The organism is Streptomyces sp. NPDC034086 (genome assembly GCF_055575515.1).
This window is the reverse complement of the sequence record NZ_JBVISM010000009.1, coordinates 199,389-214,633: the sequence shown is the minus strand read 5'-3', so window position 1 is coordinate 214,633 and position 15,245 is coordinate 199,389. Positions and strand designations below refer to the sequence as shown.

Here is a 15,245-nt window from a genome sequence, read left to right as displayed (position 1 = left end):
TCCGCTTCCAGTGTGGGACCGCCCCCGGCCGGGCGCGGCTCAGGCCGCCGCGTGACGCCACTTCTCGTGGACCGTGACCCGCGTGAGCCGCCAGCCGTCCGGGGTGCGGACGAGCGAGAAGGCGTACCGCCCGGCGGTCACGAAGTCGGGGGCCGTGGCGCGGCCGTCCGCACCGGCCAGCCGCATCGGGTTCAGGAAGTCCGCCCGGACCCGCGCCGAGTCCCCGGGGTAGCCGCCCCGGTCCTCCAGCCGGATCAGGCGGTTGACGATCAGGTGCTGGCGCACCGGGAAGAGCTCCATGGTCCGCGCGAGCCAGTCGGCGACCTCCGCGGCCGGGCCCTCGGCGCCGCCGGCCGAGCTGTAGTCGGCCCGTCCCCCCGGAGTGAACAGGGCCCGGTAGGCGTCCCAGTCCCCGTCGTCGACGGCCACCGCGTACCCCGAGACCACCTCGTCGATGGCGAGCCGGTCCATCACGCTCGCCAGGTCCACACGCTGCGTCATCGGGTCAGTGTGCGGCCGCGGGGCGGCGGGGCCAAGGGGCGTGCGGCCACCGGACGCGCCCGGCGCCGGTCAGTGACCGGAATGCGCCTCCCGTTGCCGGATCACGACCAGGAACGCGTCACTGGCCAGGTCCATCACCACCTCCGCCGGCACGCCCTCGCGCGTCCGCTGCGCCGCGTACTCCTCCGCGGGCCAGCTCCCCCTCGGACTCCCCGCCGGAAAACGCTCCAGTACCACGCGGCCCATGAGAACCCCTTGTCGCTCGCTTCCAGGTCTCTCCCCGGACAACGACGCGGGGGCCGCCCGGGAACGTTCCCGGACGGCCCCCGCGTCGAGTTCCGGCCATGGGCCGGCCTCACGGGCCGGATCAGGAGCCCGACTCACCCGCGTGCGGGCTGAGCACGCCCATGCCGATGAGCGCGAACAACGCGATGCCGAGCAGGATCCGGTAGATGACGAAGGGCATGAAGCTCTTCGAGGAGATGAACTTCATGAACCACGCGATGACCGCGTAGCCGACGAAGAAGGCGATCACCGTGGCGAAGATCGTCGGCCCCCACGAGATGTGCCCGGGGCTCTCCACGACGTCCTTGATCTCGAACGCGCCGGAGGCCAGCACGGCCGGGATGGCCAGGAGGAAGGAGTACCGGGCCGCCGCCTCACGGGTGAAGCCCAGCAGCAGACCGCCGGAGATCGTGGCACCGGACCGGGAGACGCCGGGGATCAGGGCCATCGCCTGGCACAGGCCGAAGATCAGGCCGTCCTTGACGCCCAGCTCCCGGAGCGTCTTGCGCTGCTTGACCACCCGGTGCCGGCCGCCCTCCTCGTCGCGGGAGGCCAGCCAGTCGGCGAAGCCGAGGACGAGGCCCATGACGATGAGGGTGGTCGCGGTCAGCCGCAGGTCGCGGGCCGGGCCGGTGATCTGGTCCTTGAACGTGACGCCCAGGACGCCGATCGGGATCGAGCCGACGATGACCAGCCAGCCCATCTTGGCGTCCTGTTCGGAACGCAGCGCCTTGGTGAACAGGGAGCGGAACCAGGTGGAGATGATCCGCGCGATGTCCTTGCGGAAGTAGATCAGCACGGCGGCCTCGGTGCCGATCTGGGTGATGGCCGTGAAGGCGGCACCCGGATCGTGCCAGCCGGCGAAAGCCGCGGTCAGCCGCAGGTGCGCGCTGGAGGAGATCGGGAGGAACTCCGTAAGCCCCTGGACGAGACCGAGGATTAGGGATTCGAACCAGCTCATGTCGGGGTGCGCTCGTCCTTGTGATCGTCGGGCAGTTCGGGTCCGATGCTAGGGCCCGTGGGGAGCCGCCGTGACCACTGGGGGGTGTGCGGGCGCGGGCCGGGACGCGCCGGCGGGTGCCAGCCGGTGCCGCTTGCGCCAGGCGACCGCCGCCGCGACCGCTCCGGACAGGGCGATGAACCCGAACGAGGCCAGGAACGCGGGCGATCCGGGGGAGGAGGCGCTGGCTCCGGCGATCACGTACGCGGCGGTGTTGGGAACCGTCCCGAGCGCCGTCGCGAGCAGGAAGGGGAGCCAGCCGCAACGCGAGACGGCGGCGAGGTAGTTGGCCGCGGCGAAGGGCACCCCGGGAAAGACCCGGACCGCCAGCACCGAGCGGAAGCCGTGCCGGCTCAGCTGGCCGTCGGCCGCCTCCAGCCAGCGTCCGCGCAGGTACGGACGCAACGCCTCCTGCCCCATGGTCCGGCCCAGACCGAACGCGAGCCCCGCGCCGATCACGGTGCCGCCGACGGCCGCCACCAGCCCGAACTGGGACCCGAAGACCGCCCCCGCGGCGAGGTTCAGCAGGGGCCGGGGCACGAAGGCGGCCGTGCACGCGCCGTACGCGCCCGCGAACAGCAGCACCCCCGTACCCACCGGGAGCCCCGGCGGCCAGCCCTGCGCCAGCAGCCGCTGGGGCTCGTAGAGCAGTACGCCGGCCCCGGCCGCGACCAGCAGCACGGCGAGCAGCGACAGCCGGGCCACCGGCGCGAGGAGGAGGGACACCCGGGGAGAGTAACCGACCCCCGTGACGCGGCGCCGTAACCCAGGCCTCATCCGGGCCCGCCCGACCGGGGTCTCCCCGTCCGGCCGGAGCATCGCCGAGGCCCGCCCGCCGGGATCCCGGCCACGCCCCCCCCGCGGCCCGCCGGACCGTAATTCGTTCGACGCGGCCCCGGCGGTCCGGCAGGATCCGGTGCATGTCCCGGTACGCCTTCCCCGCAGCGCCGTCCGCAGTCGCGGACGCGCCGAAGGCTGCCGTCGTCCTCTCCTCCCTCTCCGCGCCGGAGGCACCCACCGCCTCCGCGGCCTTCGAGGCATCCGCCTTCGCCGCGTTCGACGGCGCACGAAGCTGACCCTTCCCGGATCGTCCGGCGGACCCCGCAGGGGGAGGGTCGGCCGGATCCAGGGGTCCCGACCAGCTTCGAGCCACGGGAAAGAGATCATGGCCAAGACGGCCTTCACCCGCACCAAGCCGCACCTCAACATCGGCACCATGGGGCACGTCGACCACGGCAAGACCACCCTCACCGCCGCCATCACCAAGGTCCTCGCCGAGCGCGGCGGCGCCTCCTTCGTGCCGTTCGACCGCATCGACCGGGCCCCCGAGGAGGCCCGCCGGGGCATCACCATCAACCTCACGCACGTCGAGTACGAGACCGACACCCGGCACTACGCCCACGTCGACATGCCCGGCCACGCCGACTACGTCAAGAACATGGTCACGGGCGCGGCCCAGCTCGACGGGGCGATCCTCGTCGTCTCCGCCCTCGACGGGGTCATGCCCCAGACCGCCGAGCACGTCCTGCTCGCCCGCCAGGTCGGCGTGGACCACGTCGTGGTGGCCCTCAACAAGGCCGACGCCGGTGACCCCGAGCTCACCGACCTGGTCGAGCTGGAGGTCCGCGACCTGCTCTCCGCGCACGGCTACGGCGGGGACACCGCGCCGGTCGTACGGGTCTCCGGGCTCCGCGCCCTGGAGGGCGACCCGCAATGGACGGGGGCGATCGAGGCCCTGCTGGACGCGGTCGACACGTACGTGCCGATGCCGGTGCGGTACACGGACGCGCCGTTCCTGCTGCCGGTCGAGAACGTCCTGACCATCACCGGCCGGGGCACCGTCGTGACCGGCGCCGTCGAGCGCGGCACCGTCCGGCCCGGCGACCGGGTCACCGTCCTCGGGGGCGACGGCGAGCCCGTCGAGACCGTGGTCACCGGGCTGGAGACCTTCGGCAAGCCGATGGACTCCGCCGAGGCGGGGGACAACGTCGCGCTGCTGCTGCGCGGGGTGCCCCGCGACGGGGTGCGCCGCGGGCACGTGGTCGCGGCGCCCGGGAGCGTGGTGCCGAGCCGGCGCTTCACCGCGCGGGTGTACGTGCTCTCCGCCCGCGAGGGCGGCCGGACGACACCCGTCACGACCGGCTACCGGCCGCAGTTCTACGTCCGCACCGCCGACGTGGTCGGCGACGTGGACCTGGGCGGGGCCGCCGTGGCCCGTCCCGGGGAGACGGTCGCGATGACCGTCGAGCTGGGCCGGGACGTGCCCCTGGAGGCGGGGCTCGGCTTCGCCATCCGCGAGGGCGGCCGCACGGTCGGCGCGGGGACGGTCACGGCCGTGCTCGGCTGACCCCGGGCCCGCCCCCGCCGTGGTGACGGCGGTCCGGTTGCGTCAGACTGCCGTCACCACCGGCGTGCGGAACGAGGGAACAGGGGGCCGACATGGGCGGCGGAACGGCACTGGTGCTCGGCGGCGGGGGCCTGACCGGCGTCGGCTGGGAGTCCGGGATCCTGTACGGGCTCGCCCGGGCGGGCGTGGACCTCACCACCGCCGACCTGGTCGTCGGCACCTCGGCCGGCTCCGTGGTGGGCGCCCAGCTCACCGCGGGCCTCACCGCCCGGGAACTGTACGAACGCCAGCTCGGCGACCCCGGCGGGGAACGCCCGGCCCGGCTGGGCGCCGGGGTGCTCGCCCGCCACGCCCTCGCGATGGCGCGCTCCCGGGACTCCGCCGCCTACCGGCGCCGGGTCGGCGCCTTCGCGCTGGCCGCCGACACCGGCGCGGAGGCGGAGCGGCGCGCGGTGCTGGCGGCCCGGCTCGCCTCGCACGAGTGGCCCGAGCGCCGGCTCGTCGTCACCGCCGTCGACGCGCTCAGCGGGGACCCGGCCGACTTCGACCGGGAGAGCGGGGCCGGGCTCGTCGACGCCGTCGCCGCGAGCTGCGCCGTACCGGGCGTGTGGCCGCCGGTGACGGTCGGCGGACGCCGCTTCATCGACGGCGGCGTCCGCTCGGCGACCAACGCCGACCTCGCGGCCGGGTACGCGCGGGTGGTGATCCTCGCCCCGATCTCGCTCGGCTCCTCGCTGGTCCCCTCACCCGCCTCCCAGGCGGCCCGGCTGCGGGCGGCCGGAGCCCGGGTCCTGCTCATCACCCCCTCCCCGCAGGCCCGCAAGGCCTTCGGGCGCAACGTCCTGGACCCCGCGCGGCGGGACCCGGCCGCCCGCGCCGGGCTCGCGCAGGCCGCCGCGCACACCGCCGACGCGGCGGGCGTCTGGTCGGCCTGACAATGGTGGGGTGAGCGACGAACAGATCCCGGTGATCCGGGAAGTGGGCCAGGGCACCGCCAAGCTGATGCCGGACGTGGACCGGGAGCGCGCCTGGCTCCTCACGGTCGACGGCGCCCCCCAGTCCTACGTCGACCTCGACGAGCCGGGGCACCTGGAGTTCGAGTACGTGCGCCGCCTCGCGCACGTGCTGGACTGCGCGGCGGAGCCGGGGGCCGCGCTGGACCTCCTGCACCTGGGCGGCGGCGCGCTCACCCTCCCGCGCTACGCCGCAGCCGCCCGCCCCGGGTCCCGGCAGAGCGTCGTCGAGTTCGACGCGGCCCTGGTGGAACTGGTGGAGCGGCACCTGCCGCTGGCCCCCGGGGCGCGGGTGACGGTGCACGCCGCCGACGCGCGGGCCTGGCTGGAGGCCGCCCCGGACGCGAGCGCCGACGTCCTGGTGGCCGACGTGTTCGGGGGCTCACGGGTGCCGGCCCAGCTGACGTCGGTGGAGTACGCGCGGCAGGCGGCGCGGGTGCTGAGGCCCGGCGGGCTGTACGCGGCGAACCTGGCCGACGGGGCACCGTTCGGCTTCCTGAAGGCGCAACTGGCCAACTTCGCCGCCGCCTTCGCGGAGCTGGCGCTGATCGCCGAGCCCGGGGTGCTGCGGGGGCGGCGCTTCGGCAACGCGGTGCTGCTCGCCTCGGACGCCCCGCTGCCGCTGGCCGCGCTGGCCCGGCGCTGCGCCGCCGACGCCTTCCCGGCCCGGGTGGAGTCGGGCGAGGGGCTGGCCCGGTTCATGCGCGGGGCGCGTCCGGTGGCCGACGCGGACGCGGTGTCCTCGCCGGCTCCCCCGGCGGGGGCCTTCAGCCTCGGGTGAGCCCGGCGGGGGCGGCGGCCTCCGCCGGAGCGGGGGCGGGGACCTTCGCGGCCGGGGGCCTGCGGGTGGTACGGCGGACGTCCGGTACGAGCAGGACCAGGGCGGTGGCGGCGACCACCAGCCCCGCGCAGCCCCACAGCGCCGGGGCGCGGCCGAAGGCGGCCTCGGCCGGGCCGGCCAGCGCGGTGGCGACCGGGAGCATGGAGACGGAGCCGAACCAGTCGTAGGCGGAGACCCGGGAGAACTTCTCCTCGGGTATCTCCTGGTGCATGGTGGTCATCCAGTTGACGCCGAACACCTCGATCGCGGCGCCGCTGGCGAACATCACCGCGCACAGCCCCCACACGGGCAGCGGCACCGCCAGCGCCGCCGAGGGCAGCGCCAGCGGGAACACGCACAGGGTGCCGACCAGCAGCAGGCGGCGCGGCTTCCACACCATCATCAGGACCGCTCCCGCGATGGTGCCGGCGCCGAAGAAGGCCAGGGCCACGCCCCAGGGGGCGGGCCCGCCCAGCCGGTCGCGGGCGACGAGGGGCCCGTACACCGCCTCCGCGGCCCCCACGACGGCGACGACGACGGAGAACTGGAGCACGATGCTCCACAGCCAGGGCCGCGTCCGGAACTCCACCCAGCCCTCGCGCAGGTCGGCCAGCAGGCCGCCGCCGGGGGCGCGTTCGGCGACCTGGCCGACGTCCAGGAAGGCGCGCAGGGCGCCCGCGACCGCGAAGGCCGCCGCGTCCACGGCCAGCACCCAGCCGGGACCGATCGCGGCGATCAGCGCTCCGCCGAGGGCCGCTCCGCCGATGCCGGCACCGTTCATCGCCATGCGGAAGAGCGCGAAGGCCCGGTTGGAGTGCTCGCCGGAGACGCTGGACAGGAGCATGCCCTCGGCGGCCGGGTTGAAGAAGGCCGTTCCCGTGCCGCACAGCGCGGTGAGCAGCATCATCTGCCACAGCTGGGGGTCACCGGCGAGGACGAGTACGGCGAAGGCGGCCTGCGAGACGCAGTTGAGGGCGTTGGCCGCGACCATCACGTGGTGGCGCGGCAGCCGGTCGGCGAGGGCTCCGCCGACGAGGAGGAAGAGGACGAGGGGCAGCGTACGGGCGGCGGCGACGAGGCCGACGTCCGCGCCGCTCCCGCCGGCTTCGAGCACGGCGAAGGAGGCGGCGATGAGCGCCCCGTGGCTGCCGAGGTTGGTGACGACCGCGGCACCCGTCAGGAGGCCGTAGTTGCGTCCGGCCCAGGCGGGCCGGCGGCTGGTGCGGGGGGCGGGGCGCGGGTTCACCCCGGGACTATCCCCCGTCCCGGGCCGAGAATCCAAACGGAATAACGGTGAACGGATCATCGGCCCGGGGATCCTGCGGGGCGCCGGGTCAGCGGGTCAGCCCTCGCTGAGCCGGACCGAGCTCAGGATCTTCTCGTAGGTCGCCTGGTCGACCTCGCCGGGGACACCGGCGGCGCTGTAGAGGACCCAGCTGGCGAAGTCACCCTTGGCGTTCTTGAAGCTGAAGGCGATGCTCTTGCCGTCCGAGGAGCACTTGTTCTCCTTCGGGACGTTGCTCACGGTCGCCGTCGCCACGTGACCCTTGAGGCCGGAGGAGGTGGTGTACTCCTTGGTCTCGGAGATCTTGACGTTCTCCTTGGGCAGCTTCTGCGAGTACCCGGCGAACACCCAGGTGCCGGCCTCGTTGCGGGCGGCGTCGGAGGTGTCCTTGGCGCCCTGGCCGCCCTTGGTGCCGGTGCCGGCCAGGGAGGTGGTCTCCTCGCGTCCGTCCTTGTTGGAGTCCACCTTGCACCAGTCCTCCTTGAGGTAGGCGGGCGCGGAGAACGTGACGAGCGGGGAGCCGTCCTTCTTGGAGTCGTCCTCGAAGCCGGCGATCACGCCGGCGCCCAGCACGTTCCACTCCGGCGGGACGTCGAAGGCGGTCCCGTGCTTCGGGTTGATGACCACCTTCCAGCCCGGGATCACCGGCTTGATGTCACCGCCGGCACGCGGGTTGGGCCCGCTCGGCGCGGGGGGCGCGACCGGGGCGACGGGCGCGGAGGAGGAGGCCGGCGGCTTGTCGTCGGCCAGGTCCGTGCCCTTGTCCTCCCGGGTCAGGACGAAGGCCGCGGTGGCGGCCGCGGTCACCACGACCGCGGAGGCCGCGACGATGGCCACGGTCCGCGTGGAGAACGGGCTGCCGCCCGAGGGCCGCGCCGGCTGCTGCGGGGGCGTGTTGCCCCACGGCTGGACGGGGGGAGGGGTCTGGTAGCCCGCCTGCGGGTAGCCGTAGCCGGGCTGCTGCTCACCGAATCCCGGCTGCGGCTGCTGCTGGTACGGGTTCGGCTGTCCCGGCTGCTGCTGGTACGGGTTCTGGTGTGCGCCCTGGGGGTTCTGCTCTCCCCCGGGCTGCTGCTGTCCTGGCCACATGGCCGGTAACCATAGTGGGAGCCGCCGACAGGGGCCACGTCCGCCCCCCGTCCGGCTATGGCCAACCGCACCTACTCGTGGGTAACATCGGCTGCCATGAGCGCTGAACAGATGAACGTGGGCGAGCTGCTCGCCCAGACGGTACCGATGGCCCGCACCCTGAACCTCGAGTTCCTGGAGACCACCCCGGAGCGCGCCGTCGTCCGGCTGCCGGACCAGCCCGACTTCCACAACCACGTCGGCGGCCCGCACGCCGGCGCCATGTTCACCCTCGCCGAGTCCGCGAGCGGCGCCATCGTCCTGGCCGCCTTCGGCGAGCAGCTCTCGCGCGCCGTGCCGCTGGCCGTCAAGGCCGAGATCGGCTACAAGAAGCTCGCCAAGGGCGTGGTCACGGCCACCGCCACCCTCGGCCGTCCGGCCGCCGACGTCGTCGCCGAACTCGACGCGGGCGGCCGCCCCGAGTTCCCCGTCACCATCGCCATCCAGCGCGAGGACGAGGCCGTCACCGGTGAGATGACGGTCGTCTGGACCCTGCGCCCGAACGCGTAGTCTCCCCCCGGCCGCCGCCGCGGGGCTGAAACCCGGAGGCGCGCGAGCGCGTCACGCGGCGAACGGGGCGGGGGAGCGGCACAGTGGGGGCGGGAGCGGTCCGGCGCGGGCCGCTCCCGTCGCGCCGTCCGGGGGCGGGTCCGCGGGCGGGAACCCGGAGGCGGGGAGAGCGCGGGGAGCGGGACGCCGTACCGGGACGCCGTACCGGGACGCGGGAACGAGGTGCCCGGACCGGATGCCGCCGGGTGCCGCCGGGCGTACGTCCCGGGAACTCCCGCATGGACGGAGGCCGCCCCGCGGAGCGGATAGGCTGCCCGTTCGGCGTGTCTCGGGGGCCCGCCGGTGACGACGAGGGAGGACGTACCGGTGCACATCCAGGAATGGCTGGAGGAAATTCCGGCGATCAGTGTCTATCTCCTGGTGGGGCTGGTCATCGGGCTGGAGAGCCTGGGCATCCCGCTCCCCGGCGAGATCATCCTCGTCAGCTCCGCGCTGCTGGCCTCGCAGCACGGGGAGATCGACCCGGTCGTCCTCGGCCTGTGCGCCATCGCGGGCGCGATCATCGGCGACTCCATCGGGTACGCGATCGGCCGCCGCGGCGGCAAGCCGCTGCTGGAGAAGCTCGGCAGGCGGTTCCCCAAGCACTTCGGGCCCGACCAGGTGGCCATGGCCGAGCGCTCCTTCGACCGCTGGGGCATGTGGGCCGTCTTCTTCGGGCGCTTCGTCGCCCTGCTGCGGATCTTCGCCGGACCGCTGGCGGGCGTCCTGCGCATGCCGTACTGGCGCTTCCTCGTCGCCAACGTCCTCGGCGGCATCCTCTGGGCCGGCGGCACCACCGCCGTCATCTACTCGGTCGGCATCGTCGCCGAGCCGTGGCTCAAGCGCTTCTCCTGGCTGGCGCTGCTCCTTGCCGTGCTGATCGGGCTCACCGCGACCCTGGTGCTGCGCGGCCGGATGAAGAAGGCGGCGGCCGAGGCGCGCGAGGCGGCGCCGGAGCCCGCCACCGCCCCGGCGGGCGCCTCGGACTGACCCGAGGCCGCCGGCCGGGCGGGGGGTCAGGCGCCGGGGGTCACCGAGGCGCGGTGCTGCCGCGCCAGCTCCCCGTACATCGCGGAGTTCGCCCTGATGCCCTCGCGCTCCTCCTCGGTCAGCTCCCGCCGCACCCTGGCCGGGACCCCCGCGACCAGGGAACCGGGCGGGACGACCATGCCCTGCGGGACCAGGGCCTGCGCCGCCACCAGGGAACCCGCCCCGATCACGGCGCCGTTGAGCACGGTCGCGCCCATCCCGATCAGGCAGTCGTCCTCCACCGTGCAGCCGTGCACCACCGCGTTGTGCCCGATCGAGACCCGCTCGCCGATGGACACCGGGAACCCGGGGTCCACGTGGACCGTGCAGTTGTCCTGCACATTGCTGTCCGCGCCCAGGGTGATCGGGCCGCAGTCACCGCGGAGCACCGCCGAGTACCAGACGCTCGCGCCGGCGGCCAGCGTGACGTCGCCGACGACGACGGAGGTCGGAGCGGCGAAGGCCGTCGGGTCCACCGACGGCTTCCGGTCTCCGACGCCCGCGATGAGAGCCCCCTGGTGCGCCGGGACGGCCTCGCCCGCCCGGCCCGCCCGGTTCGCCTGGTCCGGCTGATGGTTCATGGTCATTTCCCTCTGCTTCCGGTTGCCGCGCCCTCTGCACCGTAGGGCACGGGACGCCGCCGCCCCGCGATGGGGTGAAGATCACAGGAGCCGGGTCCGGACGTCCGGCGCGGGGCGCACTACCGTGGCCGGGTGCCGAGGAACCAGAACACGTTCTCATCCCTGGCGGCCCTGCGCCGCCGGATCGCCAGCCGTGCCGTGCACGCCGGCTGGCGCTGGATGCAGCAGGCCGGGGCGGTCACCGCGCAGCACCCGGGCCGGCTGCGCTTCGGGGCGATCGGCGACGGGACCCGGCTCGCCTTCCCCCAGGGCACCGTCTTCGGAGAGCGCTGGATCCGGCTCGGCGCGCACTGCATCATCGCCGAGCAGGTCACCCTGACGGCCGGGATGATGCCCGACCTCGACCTCGGCGCGGACCCGGTGCTCGTGCTGGGCAACGGCGTCGTCCTCGGCCGCGGCAGCCACGTCATCGCCGACGCCCGGATCTCCATCGGCGACGACACCTTCTGCGGCCCCGGCGTGTACATCACCTCCACCAACCACAGCTACGACGACCCGCACGAGCCCGTCGGACGGCAGTGGCCCCGCAGTGCCCCGGTGGAGATAGGGCCGGGCTGCTGGCTGGGCACGGGTGCGGTCGTCCTGCCCGGCGCGAAGCTGGGCCGGAACGTCGTGGTGGCCGCGGGGGCCGTCGTACGGGGCGAGGTGCCCGACCACGCCGTGGTGGCGGGAGCCCCGGCCAGGGTCGTGCGCCGGTGGGAGCCGGAGACCGGCTGGCAGCCTCCGCTGCGCACCCCGGCGCCGGTGCCGATACCCGACGGGATGACGCCCGAGCAACTGCGCGGGCTGGCGCTGCTGGCGGAGGCCGAGCAGTCCCCGTAAGACGGTGCCCGGGACGCGCGGGCCGGGAGGACCGGGCCGGGGCCGCCGACCAGGCGGCGGCCCCGGACGCGGCCCCGAGCCGCCTGCGGCTCCGTGAAGCCGCCCGGGAACGACGGAGCACCCGGCCGGCGGTGTGACCGCCGTACCGGGTGCTGTCGCCTCAGCGCGGGAGGATCATCCCCAGTCGGAGTCCGGCGGCTGGATCAGCGAGTCGGCAGACGAGGCGGTGGCGTCGATCTGCTGTTCCGCTTCTCCCGTGGCTGCGATTCCCCAATTGGTGCCGGCCGGCGCGTTGGCCGCGGCACCACTGAGTCCGATGACCGCGAGGATCGCGAGCAGCGCGGCGGAGACGGTTGACCGGATGTTGATCGATATCAAGGCGTTCCTCCCTTGGCCGGCCCGACCCCCGCGGACGATGCGGGCAGCGGGGCCATATCTGCGCCACGGGCCCTGTGGCACGCGATCAAGGCTGTACCGGGCGAGGGCCGCAATCAACCTTCGGGATACTGCGTGCACCCGCAGTTCAGCTAGAGGAAGAGGGATTTGATGACGGAACAGGAAATATCCACCGCCGCTCCGGACACCTCCCGGCTGACCGAGGCGGAGCTGCGGACCTACCGACGGGCCCTGCGGGGGGAGACGCTGCCCGATGACGAGCCCGGCCTCGCCCCGCTCCTCGCGCGCGAGGTCCTGTTAGCGAACACCCACCAACCCGGCACGTACGTGCCCGCCCCCTCCCGCTACCTGGAGAGCCAGCTCACCGCGGCCGTCCTGAGGGCCCTCGCCGGCGCCACCGAGGCCCTGGCCGGGATCCCCGCCCACGTACGGGAACTCGAGGCCGAGCAGCAGCGGTACCACCACAGCCCCAGCCCGGTCGGCACGCTCCTGCTGCGCACGGTTCCGGAGGTGAACGCGGAGACCATCCGCACCATCCAGGCCGCCGAGTACGAGATCCTCACCGCGCAGCCCGGCCACCGGAAGCCGAAGGTCCTCAAGGGCGCGCTGCCGCGGGACCTGCAGGCGGCCCAGCGCGGGGTGACCGTACGGACGATCTACCGCACCAGCGGGCGCACCAACCCGACGCAGCGGGAGTGGGTCGCCACCATGACGCGCGCCGGCGCACAGGTGCGCACCCTGGGCGAGGACTTCCTGCGGCTGATCATCGTGGACCGGGCGCACGCCTTCTTCGAGGTCTACGGAGAGGACGGCACCGTCCAGCAGGAAGCGGCCTGGTACACCCAGGACCGGGGGGTGTGCGCCCTGCTGGCCGCGCACTTCCGGCAGCAGTGGGACCGGGCCGACCCGTGGGTGCCCGGCGACGGGGCGGGCGCGCCGGGGTCGGACGACTCCACCAAGACCTCGAAGCTCCAGCGGACCATCCTGCGGGGCATCGTGGCGGGCCGGAGCCACCGGCAGATCGGCGAGAACCTGGGTCTGAGCGAGCGCACGGTGACGGCCCACGTCTCGAAGATGCGCGAAGCGCTGGGCCTGGAGACGGTGCCCCAGCTGACGTTCTGGTGGGCGACGTCCCCGGAGCGGCTGCTCCCGTGAGGGGTCCGGGACGCGGCCGGGCCGGCGGCCGTCGCCCCGGGCCGGGGGTGTGCTCCGCGGCGGGCCGTCAGCCCGCCGCGAGCAGGACCGTGCCCGCGAGGGCCAGGCCCGCGCCGGCGGCCTGGACGCCGCGCAGCCGTTCCCTGAGCACGACGAAGGCGGCGAGCGCGGTCACCACGGGGTACAGCGAGGAGATCACGGCGGCCACGGTGACCGGGCCGGTCTGGGCGGCCAGGGAGTAGGTGCCGTTGGCCGCGACGTCGGCCAGGCCCACGAAGGCCAGCGCCGGCGCCATGCTCCACAGCACGCGCGGGCCGGTGCCCTCCGGCAGCGCCGGGACCCCGCGCCGGGTCTGGGCGAAGAGGGCGGCTCCGGCGACGGCGACGTTGGTGACGCGCTGGACGAACAGGGCGAGGAACAGCCCGGTCACGGTGGTGGAGGCCTCCGCGATCAAGGCCATGACCGCTCCGAAGCCGAAGGCGGCGACGAGCGTCAGCACCACCGCCCGCCGCTGGACGGGGGCGCCGCGCAGCTCGGGGCCGCCGGCCAGGACGATGCCGACGACGGCCACCGCGATCCCCGCGAACTGGCCCGGGCCGGGCCGCTCGCCCAGTGCCAGCCCCACCCCGACCGGTACGACGACGCCGACGGAGCCGAGCGGGGAGACCACGCCCATAGGGCCGAGGGCCAGGGCCTTGTAGAAGGAGAGCATCGCCGCCGGTCCGACCAGACCCGCGGCCACCGCGAACCACAGCTGCGGTCCCGCCGCGCTCCAGGCGCCGGTGCCGAGGACGATCGCGCCGAGCACGGCGACCGCGGTGAGCTGCGAGACCACCAGTACGGTGAGCGCCGGTATCCGCCGCGTCAGCAGCCCGCCGCCGAAGTCGGAGAGTCCCCACAGCACGGCTGTGGCCAGGGCGAAGAGGGCAGTCATGGAGGGGACCTCGCAGTACAGTGCGGTGGACGGTGGAGTGCAGCAGCGAATACACCGCAGGTTAGTTCAGTCTATTGAACTGTGTCATCCAGAATATTGGACGGAATGGTGTCTGATCTCGAAGAGCTCACCCAGGCGCTCGCCCGCAACCTCAAGCGGTGGCGCGGCGAACGGGGCTTCACGCTCGACGCACTGGCCACCCGTTCGGGAGTCAGCCGCGGCATGATCATCCAGATCGAGCAGGCCCGTACGAACCCCAGCGTGGGCACCACGGTCAAACTGGCCGACGCCCTCGGGGTCAGCATCACCACCCTCCTGGACCACGACCGCGGGCCCCGGGCCCGCGTCGTACCGCCGGGGGAAGGGGTGCGCATGTGGTCGAGCCCGGAGGGCAGCGAGGCGCGCATGCTGCTCGGCGACGACCGCCGCGGGCCCGTGGAGATGTGGACCTACCGCCTGGAGGTCGGAGACGGCACGGCCTCCGACCCCCACGTGGCCGGAACCTTCGAGATGCTGCACGTCACGGCCGGGGCGCTGACCCTGGACGTGGGCGAGGACCGGTACGTCGTCCCGGCGGGCGGCGCCGTCTCCTTCGAGGCGGACCTCCCGCACGCCTACCGCAACGAGGGCACGGTCCCGATGGTGATGACCATGGCGGTCTCGATCCCGCCCGTCCCGGGGGCCGGTGCCCGCCGCGCCCGGTGAGTCAGAGGGCGGGGATCTCGATGGCCGGACAGCGGTCCATGACCATGTCCAGCCCCGCCTCACGGGTACGCGCGAACGCGGCCTCGTCGACCACGTTCAGCTGGAACCAGACGGCCTCGGCGCCGGCGGCGACCGCGTCGTCGGCGACCCGGCCGGCCAGCGCGCTGTTCACGAAGACGTCCACCACGTCGATCTTGAACGGGATCGCCTCCAGCGAGGGGTAGCCCGGCTCGCCGTGCACCGTCTCCGCCTTCGGGTGCACCGGCACCACCCGCTTCCCGAACCCCCGCAGCACCTTGGCGACCCCGTAGGCCGCCCGGTCCTCGTTGTTCGACAGGCCCACCACGGCCCAGGTGTCACCGAGCTCGGTGAGGATCTTTCGGATGGTCGCCTGGTCGCCGTACACGCGCGCCGCCTCCTGCTGGGGTCGTTCCGCCGGACCGTTCCGCAGGATCAACGGCGGGGACGCCTGTCCGATTCCCCGCAGACACCGCGGGGCCCCACTCGTCGAGCGATGGGCATGCTCGACCGGAACGTGGCGGGTGCCGGCTTTCTCGCCGAGGAACAACGGCTCCAGTCGCTCTCGCTGAGCGGTGGCGTTCCAGGCCTGTGGGACGCGAGCGGCACGGCAGGGC

At 74.1% G+C, this 15,245-nt stretch carries 19 protein-coding genes; 9 read left to right on the top strand and 10 right to left on the bottom strand.

Features of this window, described 5'->3' with window-relative positions:
* Positions 1 to 39: 39 nt before the first annotated feature.
* From ACZ514_RS21675 to ACZ514_RS21660, 4 genes are all read right to left on the bottom strand, one after another.
* Positions 40 to 501, bottom strand: a complete 462-nt coding sequence (locus tag ACZ514_RS21675; RefSeq protein WP_468165481.1) for a nuclear transport factor 2 family protein — start codon at positions 499 to 501, stop codon at positions 40 to 42.
* Between the two features lie 69 nt (positions 502 to 570).
* On the bottom strand, positions 571 to 747 hold the full coding sequence (locus tag ACZ514_RS21670; protein ID WP_362456231.1) for a hypothetical protein: 177 nt from the start codon (positions 745 to 747) through the stop codon (positions 571 to 573).
* Positions 748 to 868: 121 nt separating this feature from the next.
* Positions 869 to 1,747: an undecaprenyl-diphosphate phosphatase gene (locus ACZ514_RS21665; protein ID WP_468165483.1), complete on the bottom strand. Its 879-nt coding sequence runs from the start codon at positions 1,745 to 1,747 to the stop codon at positions 869 to 871.
* Positions 1,748 to 1,795: 48 nt separating this feature from the next.
* Positions 1,796 to 2,563, bottom strand: a complete 768-nt coding sequence (locus ACZ514_RS21660; RefSeq protein WP_468165485.1) for a TVP38/TMEM64 family protein — start codon at positions 2,561 to 2,563, stop codon at positions 1,796 to 1,798.
* Positions 2,564 to 2,706: 143 nt separating this feature from the next.
* Here ACZ514_RS21660 and ACZ514_RS21655 point away from each other — a divergent pair, with 143 nt between their 5' ends.
* From ACZ514_RS21655 to ACZ514_RS21640, 4 genes are all read left to right on the top strand, one after another.
* Positions 2,707 to 2,862 carry a hypothetical protein gene (locus tag ACZ514_RS21655; protein WP_468165487.1) on the top strand — a complete coding sequence of 52 codons (156 nt, stop codon included), beginning with the start codon at positions 2,707 to 2,709 and terminating at the stop codon, positions 2,860 to 2,862.
* 89 nt (positions 2,863 to 2,951) lie between these two features.
* Positions 2,952 to 4,133, top strand: a complete 1,182-nt coding sequence (gene tuf / locus ACZ514_RS21650) for an elongation factor Tu (protein ID WP_468165489.1) — start codon at positions 2,952 to 2,954, stop codon at positions 4,131 to 4,133.
* 92 nt (positions 4,134 to 4,225) lie between these two features.
* A complete protein-coding gene (locus ACZ514_RS21645; RefSeq protein ID WP_468165491.1) occupies positions 4,226 to 5,068 on the top strand; it encodes a patatin-like phospholipase family protein in 843 nt (280 codons plus the stop codon).
* A 67-nt stretch (positions 5,069 to 5,135) separates the two neighbouring features.
* The gene (locus ACZ514_RS21640; protein ID WP_468695455.1) at positions 5,136 to 5,927 is read left to right on the top strand and encodes a spermidine synthase; all 792 of its coding nucleotides are present in this window, start codon (positions 5,136 to 5,138) and stop codon (positions 5,925 to 5,927) included.
* Here ACZ514_RS21640 and ACZ514_RS21635 read toward each other — a convergent pair.
* Both ACZ514_RS21635 and ACZ514_RS21630 read right to left on the bottom strand, forming a co-directional pair.
* Entirely contained in the window at positions 5,914 to 7,212 is a 1,299-nt protein-coding gene (locus tag ACZ514_RS21635; RefSeq protein WP_468165493.1) for an MFS transporter, read from the bottom strand. The genes ACZ514_RS21640 and ACZ514_RS21635 overlap by 14 nt on opposite strands.
* A 96-nt stretch (positions 7,213 to 7,308) precedes the next feature.
* A complete protein-coding gene (locus ACZ514_RS21630; protein WP_468165495.1) occupies positions 7,309 to 8,340 on the bottom strand; it encodes a DUF8017 domain-containing protein in 1,032 nt (343 codons plus the stop codon).
* Positions 8,341 to 8,451: 111 nt separating this feature from the next.
* Between ACZ514_RS21630 and ACZ514_RS21625 the strand changes: the two genes are divergently transcribed.
* Both ACZ514_RS21625 and ACZ514_RS21620 read left to right on the top strand, forming a co-directional pair.
* Positions 8,452 to 8,889 (top strand): DUF4442 domain-containing protein, encoded by a 438-nt coding sequence (locus tag ACZ514_RS21625; protein WP_388937504.1) that lies wholly within the window; start codon positions 8,452 to 8,454, stop codon positions 8,887 to 8,889.
* A 366-nt stretch (positions 8,890 to 9,255) separates the two neighbouring features.
* Positions 9,256 to 9,918 (top strand): DedA family protein, encoded by a 663-nt coding sequence (locus tag ACZ514_RS21620; RefSeq protein ID WP_468166199.1) that lies wholly within the window; start codon positions 9,256 to 9,258, stop codon positions 9,916 to 9,918.
* Between the two features lie 26 nt (positions 9,919 to 9,944).
* Here ACZ514_RS21620 and ACZ514_RS21615 read toward each other — a convergent pair whose 3' ends face one another.
* On the bottom strand, positions 9,945 to 10,538 hold the full coding sequence (locus tag ACZ514_RS21615) for a gamma carbonic anhydrase family protein (RefSeq protein ID WP_469125416.1): 594 nt from the start codon (positions 10,536 to 10,538) through the stop codon (positions 9,945 to 9,947).
* Between the two features lie 132 nt (positions 10,539 to 10,670).
* On the opposite strand from ACZ514_RS21615, the gene ACZ514_RS21610 reads away from it, so the two are divergent.
* Entirely contained in the window at positions 10,671 to 11,420 is a 750-nt protein-coding gene (locus ACZ514_RS21610; RefSeq protein WP_468165498.1) for an acyltransferase, read from the top strand.
* 174 nt (positions 11,421 to 11,594) lie between these two features.
* Here ACZ514_RS21610 and ACZ514_RS21605 read toward each other — a convergent pair whose 3' ends face one another.
* Complete coding sequence (locus ACZ514_RS21605; protein WP_468165499.1) at positions 11,595 to 11,798, bottom strand: hypothetical protein; 204 nt, start codon at positions 11,796 to 11,798, stop codon at positions 11,595 to 11,597.
* A gap of 168 nt (positions 11,799 to 11,966) precedes the next feature.
* Here ACZ514_RS21605 and ACZ514_RS21600 point away from each other — a divergent pair, with 168 nt between their 5' ends.
* A complete protein-coding gene (locus tag ACZ514_RS21600) occupies positions 11,967 to 12,971 on the top strand; it encodes a LuxR C-terminal-related transcriptional regulator (protein ID WP_469125415.1) in 1,005 nt (334 codons plus the stop codon).
* Between the two features lie 67 nt (positions 12,972 to 13,038).
* Here the strand turns inward: ACZ514_RS21600 and ACZ514_RS21595 are convergent, their stop codons facing one another.
* Entirely contained in the window at positions 13,039 to 13,905 is an 867-nt protein-coding gene (locus ACZ514_RS21595; protein WP_469125414.1) for an EamA family transporter, read from the bottom strand.
* A 108-nt stretch (positions 13,906 to 14,013) separates the two neighbouring features.
* On the opposite strand from ACZ514_RS21595, the gene ACZ514_RS21590 reads away from it, so the two are divergent.
* The gene (locus ACZ514_RS21590; protein WP_469125413.1) at positions 14,014 to 14,610 is read left to right on the top strand and encodes a helix-turn-helix domain-containing protein; all 597 of its coding nucleotides are present in this window, start codon (positions 14,014 to 14,016) and stop codon (positions 14,608 to 14,610) included.
* Between the two features lies 1 nt (position 14,611).
* Here ACZ514_RS21590 and ACZ514_RS21585 read toward each other — a convergent pair whose 3' ends face one another.
* Entirely contained in the window at positions 14,612 to 15,016 is a 405-nt protein-coding gene (locus tag ACZ514_RS21585; RefSeq protein WP_469125412.1) for a CoA-binding protein, read from the bottom strand.
* Positions 15,017 to 15,245: the final 229 nt, after the last annotated feature.

Bases quoted from the DNA above. Each gene is read 5' to 3' on its own strand.
- ACZ514_RS21675 (WP_468165481.1), bottom strand. From the start codon at position 501: ATGACGCAGCGTGTGGACCTGGCGAGCGTGATGGACCGGCTCGCCATC.
- ACZ514_RS21670 (WP_362456231.1), bottom strand. From the start codon at position 747: ATGGGCCGCGTGGTACTGGAGCGTTTTCCGGCGGGGAGTCCGAGGGGG.
- ACZ514_RS21665 (WP_468165483.1), bottom strand. From the start codon at position 1,747: ATGAGCTGGTTCGAATCCCTAATCCTCGGTCTCGTCCAGGGGCTTACG.
- ACZ514_RS21660 (WP_468165485.1), bottom strand. From the start codon at position 2,563: ATGAGGCCTGGGTTACGGCGCCGCGTCACGGGGGTCGGTTACTCTCCC.
- ACZ514_RS21655 (WP_468165487.1), top strand. From the start codon at position 2,707: ATGTCCCGGTACGCCTTCCCCGCAGCGCCGTCCGCAGTCGCGGACGCG.
- tuf (WP_468165489.1), top strand. From the start codon at position 2,952: ATGGCCAAGACGGCCTTCACCCGCACCAAGCCGCACCTCAACATCGGC.
- ACZ514_RS21645 (WP_468165491.1), top strand. From the start codon at position 4,226: ATGGGCGGCGGAACGGCACTGGTGCTCGGCGGCGGGGGCCTGACCGGC.
- ACZ514_RS21640 (WP_468695455.1), top strand. From the start codon at position 5,136: ATGCCGGACGTGGACCGGGAGCGCGCCTGGCTCCTCACGGTCGACGGC.
- ACZ514_RS21630 (WP_468165495.1), bottom strand. From the start codon at position 8,340: ATGTGGCCAGGACAGCAGCAGCCCGGGGGAGAGCAGAACCCCCAGGGC.
- ACZ514_RS21625 (WP_388937504.1), top strand. From the start codon at position 8,452: ATGAACGTGGGCGAGCTGCTCGCCCAGACGGTACCGATGGCCCGCACC.
- ACZ514_RS21615 (WP_469125416.1), bottom strand. From the start codon at position 10,538: ATGAACCATCAGCCGGACCAGGCGAACCGGGCGGGCCGGGCGGGCGAG.
- ACZ514_RS21600 (WP_469125415.1), top strand. From the start codon at position 11,967: ATGACGGAACAGGAAATATCCACCGCCGCTCCGGACACCTCCCGGCTG.
- ACZ514_RS21595 (WP_469125414.1), bottom strand. From the start codon at position 13,905: ATGACTGCCCTCTTCGCCCTGGCCACAGCCGTGCTGTGGGGACTCTCC.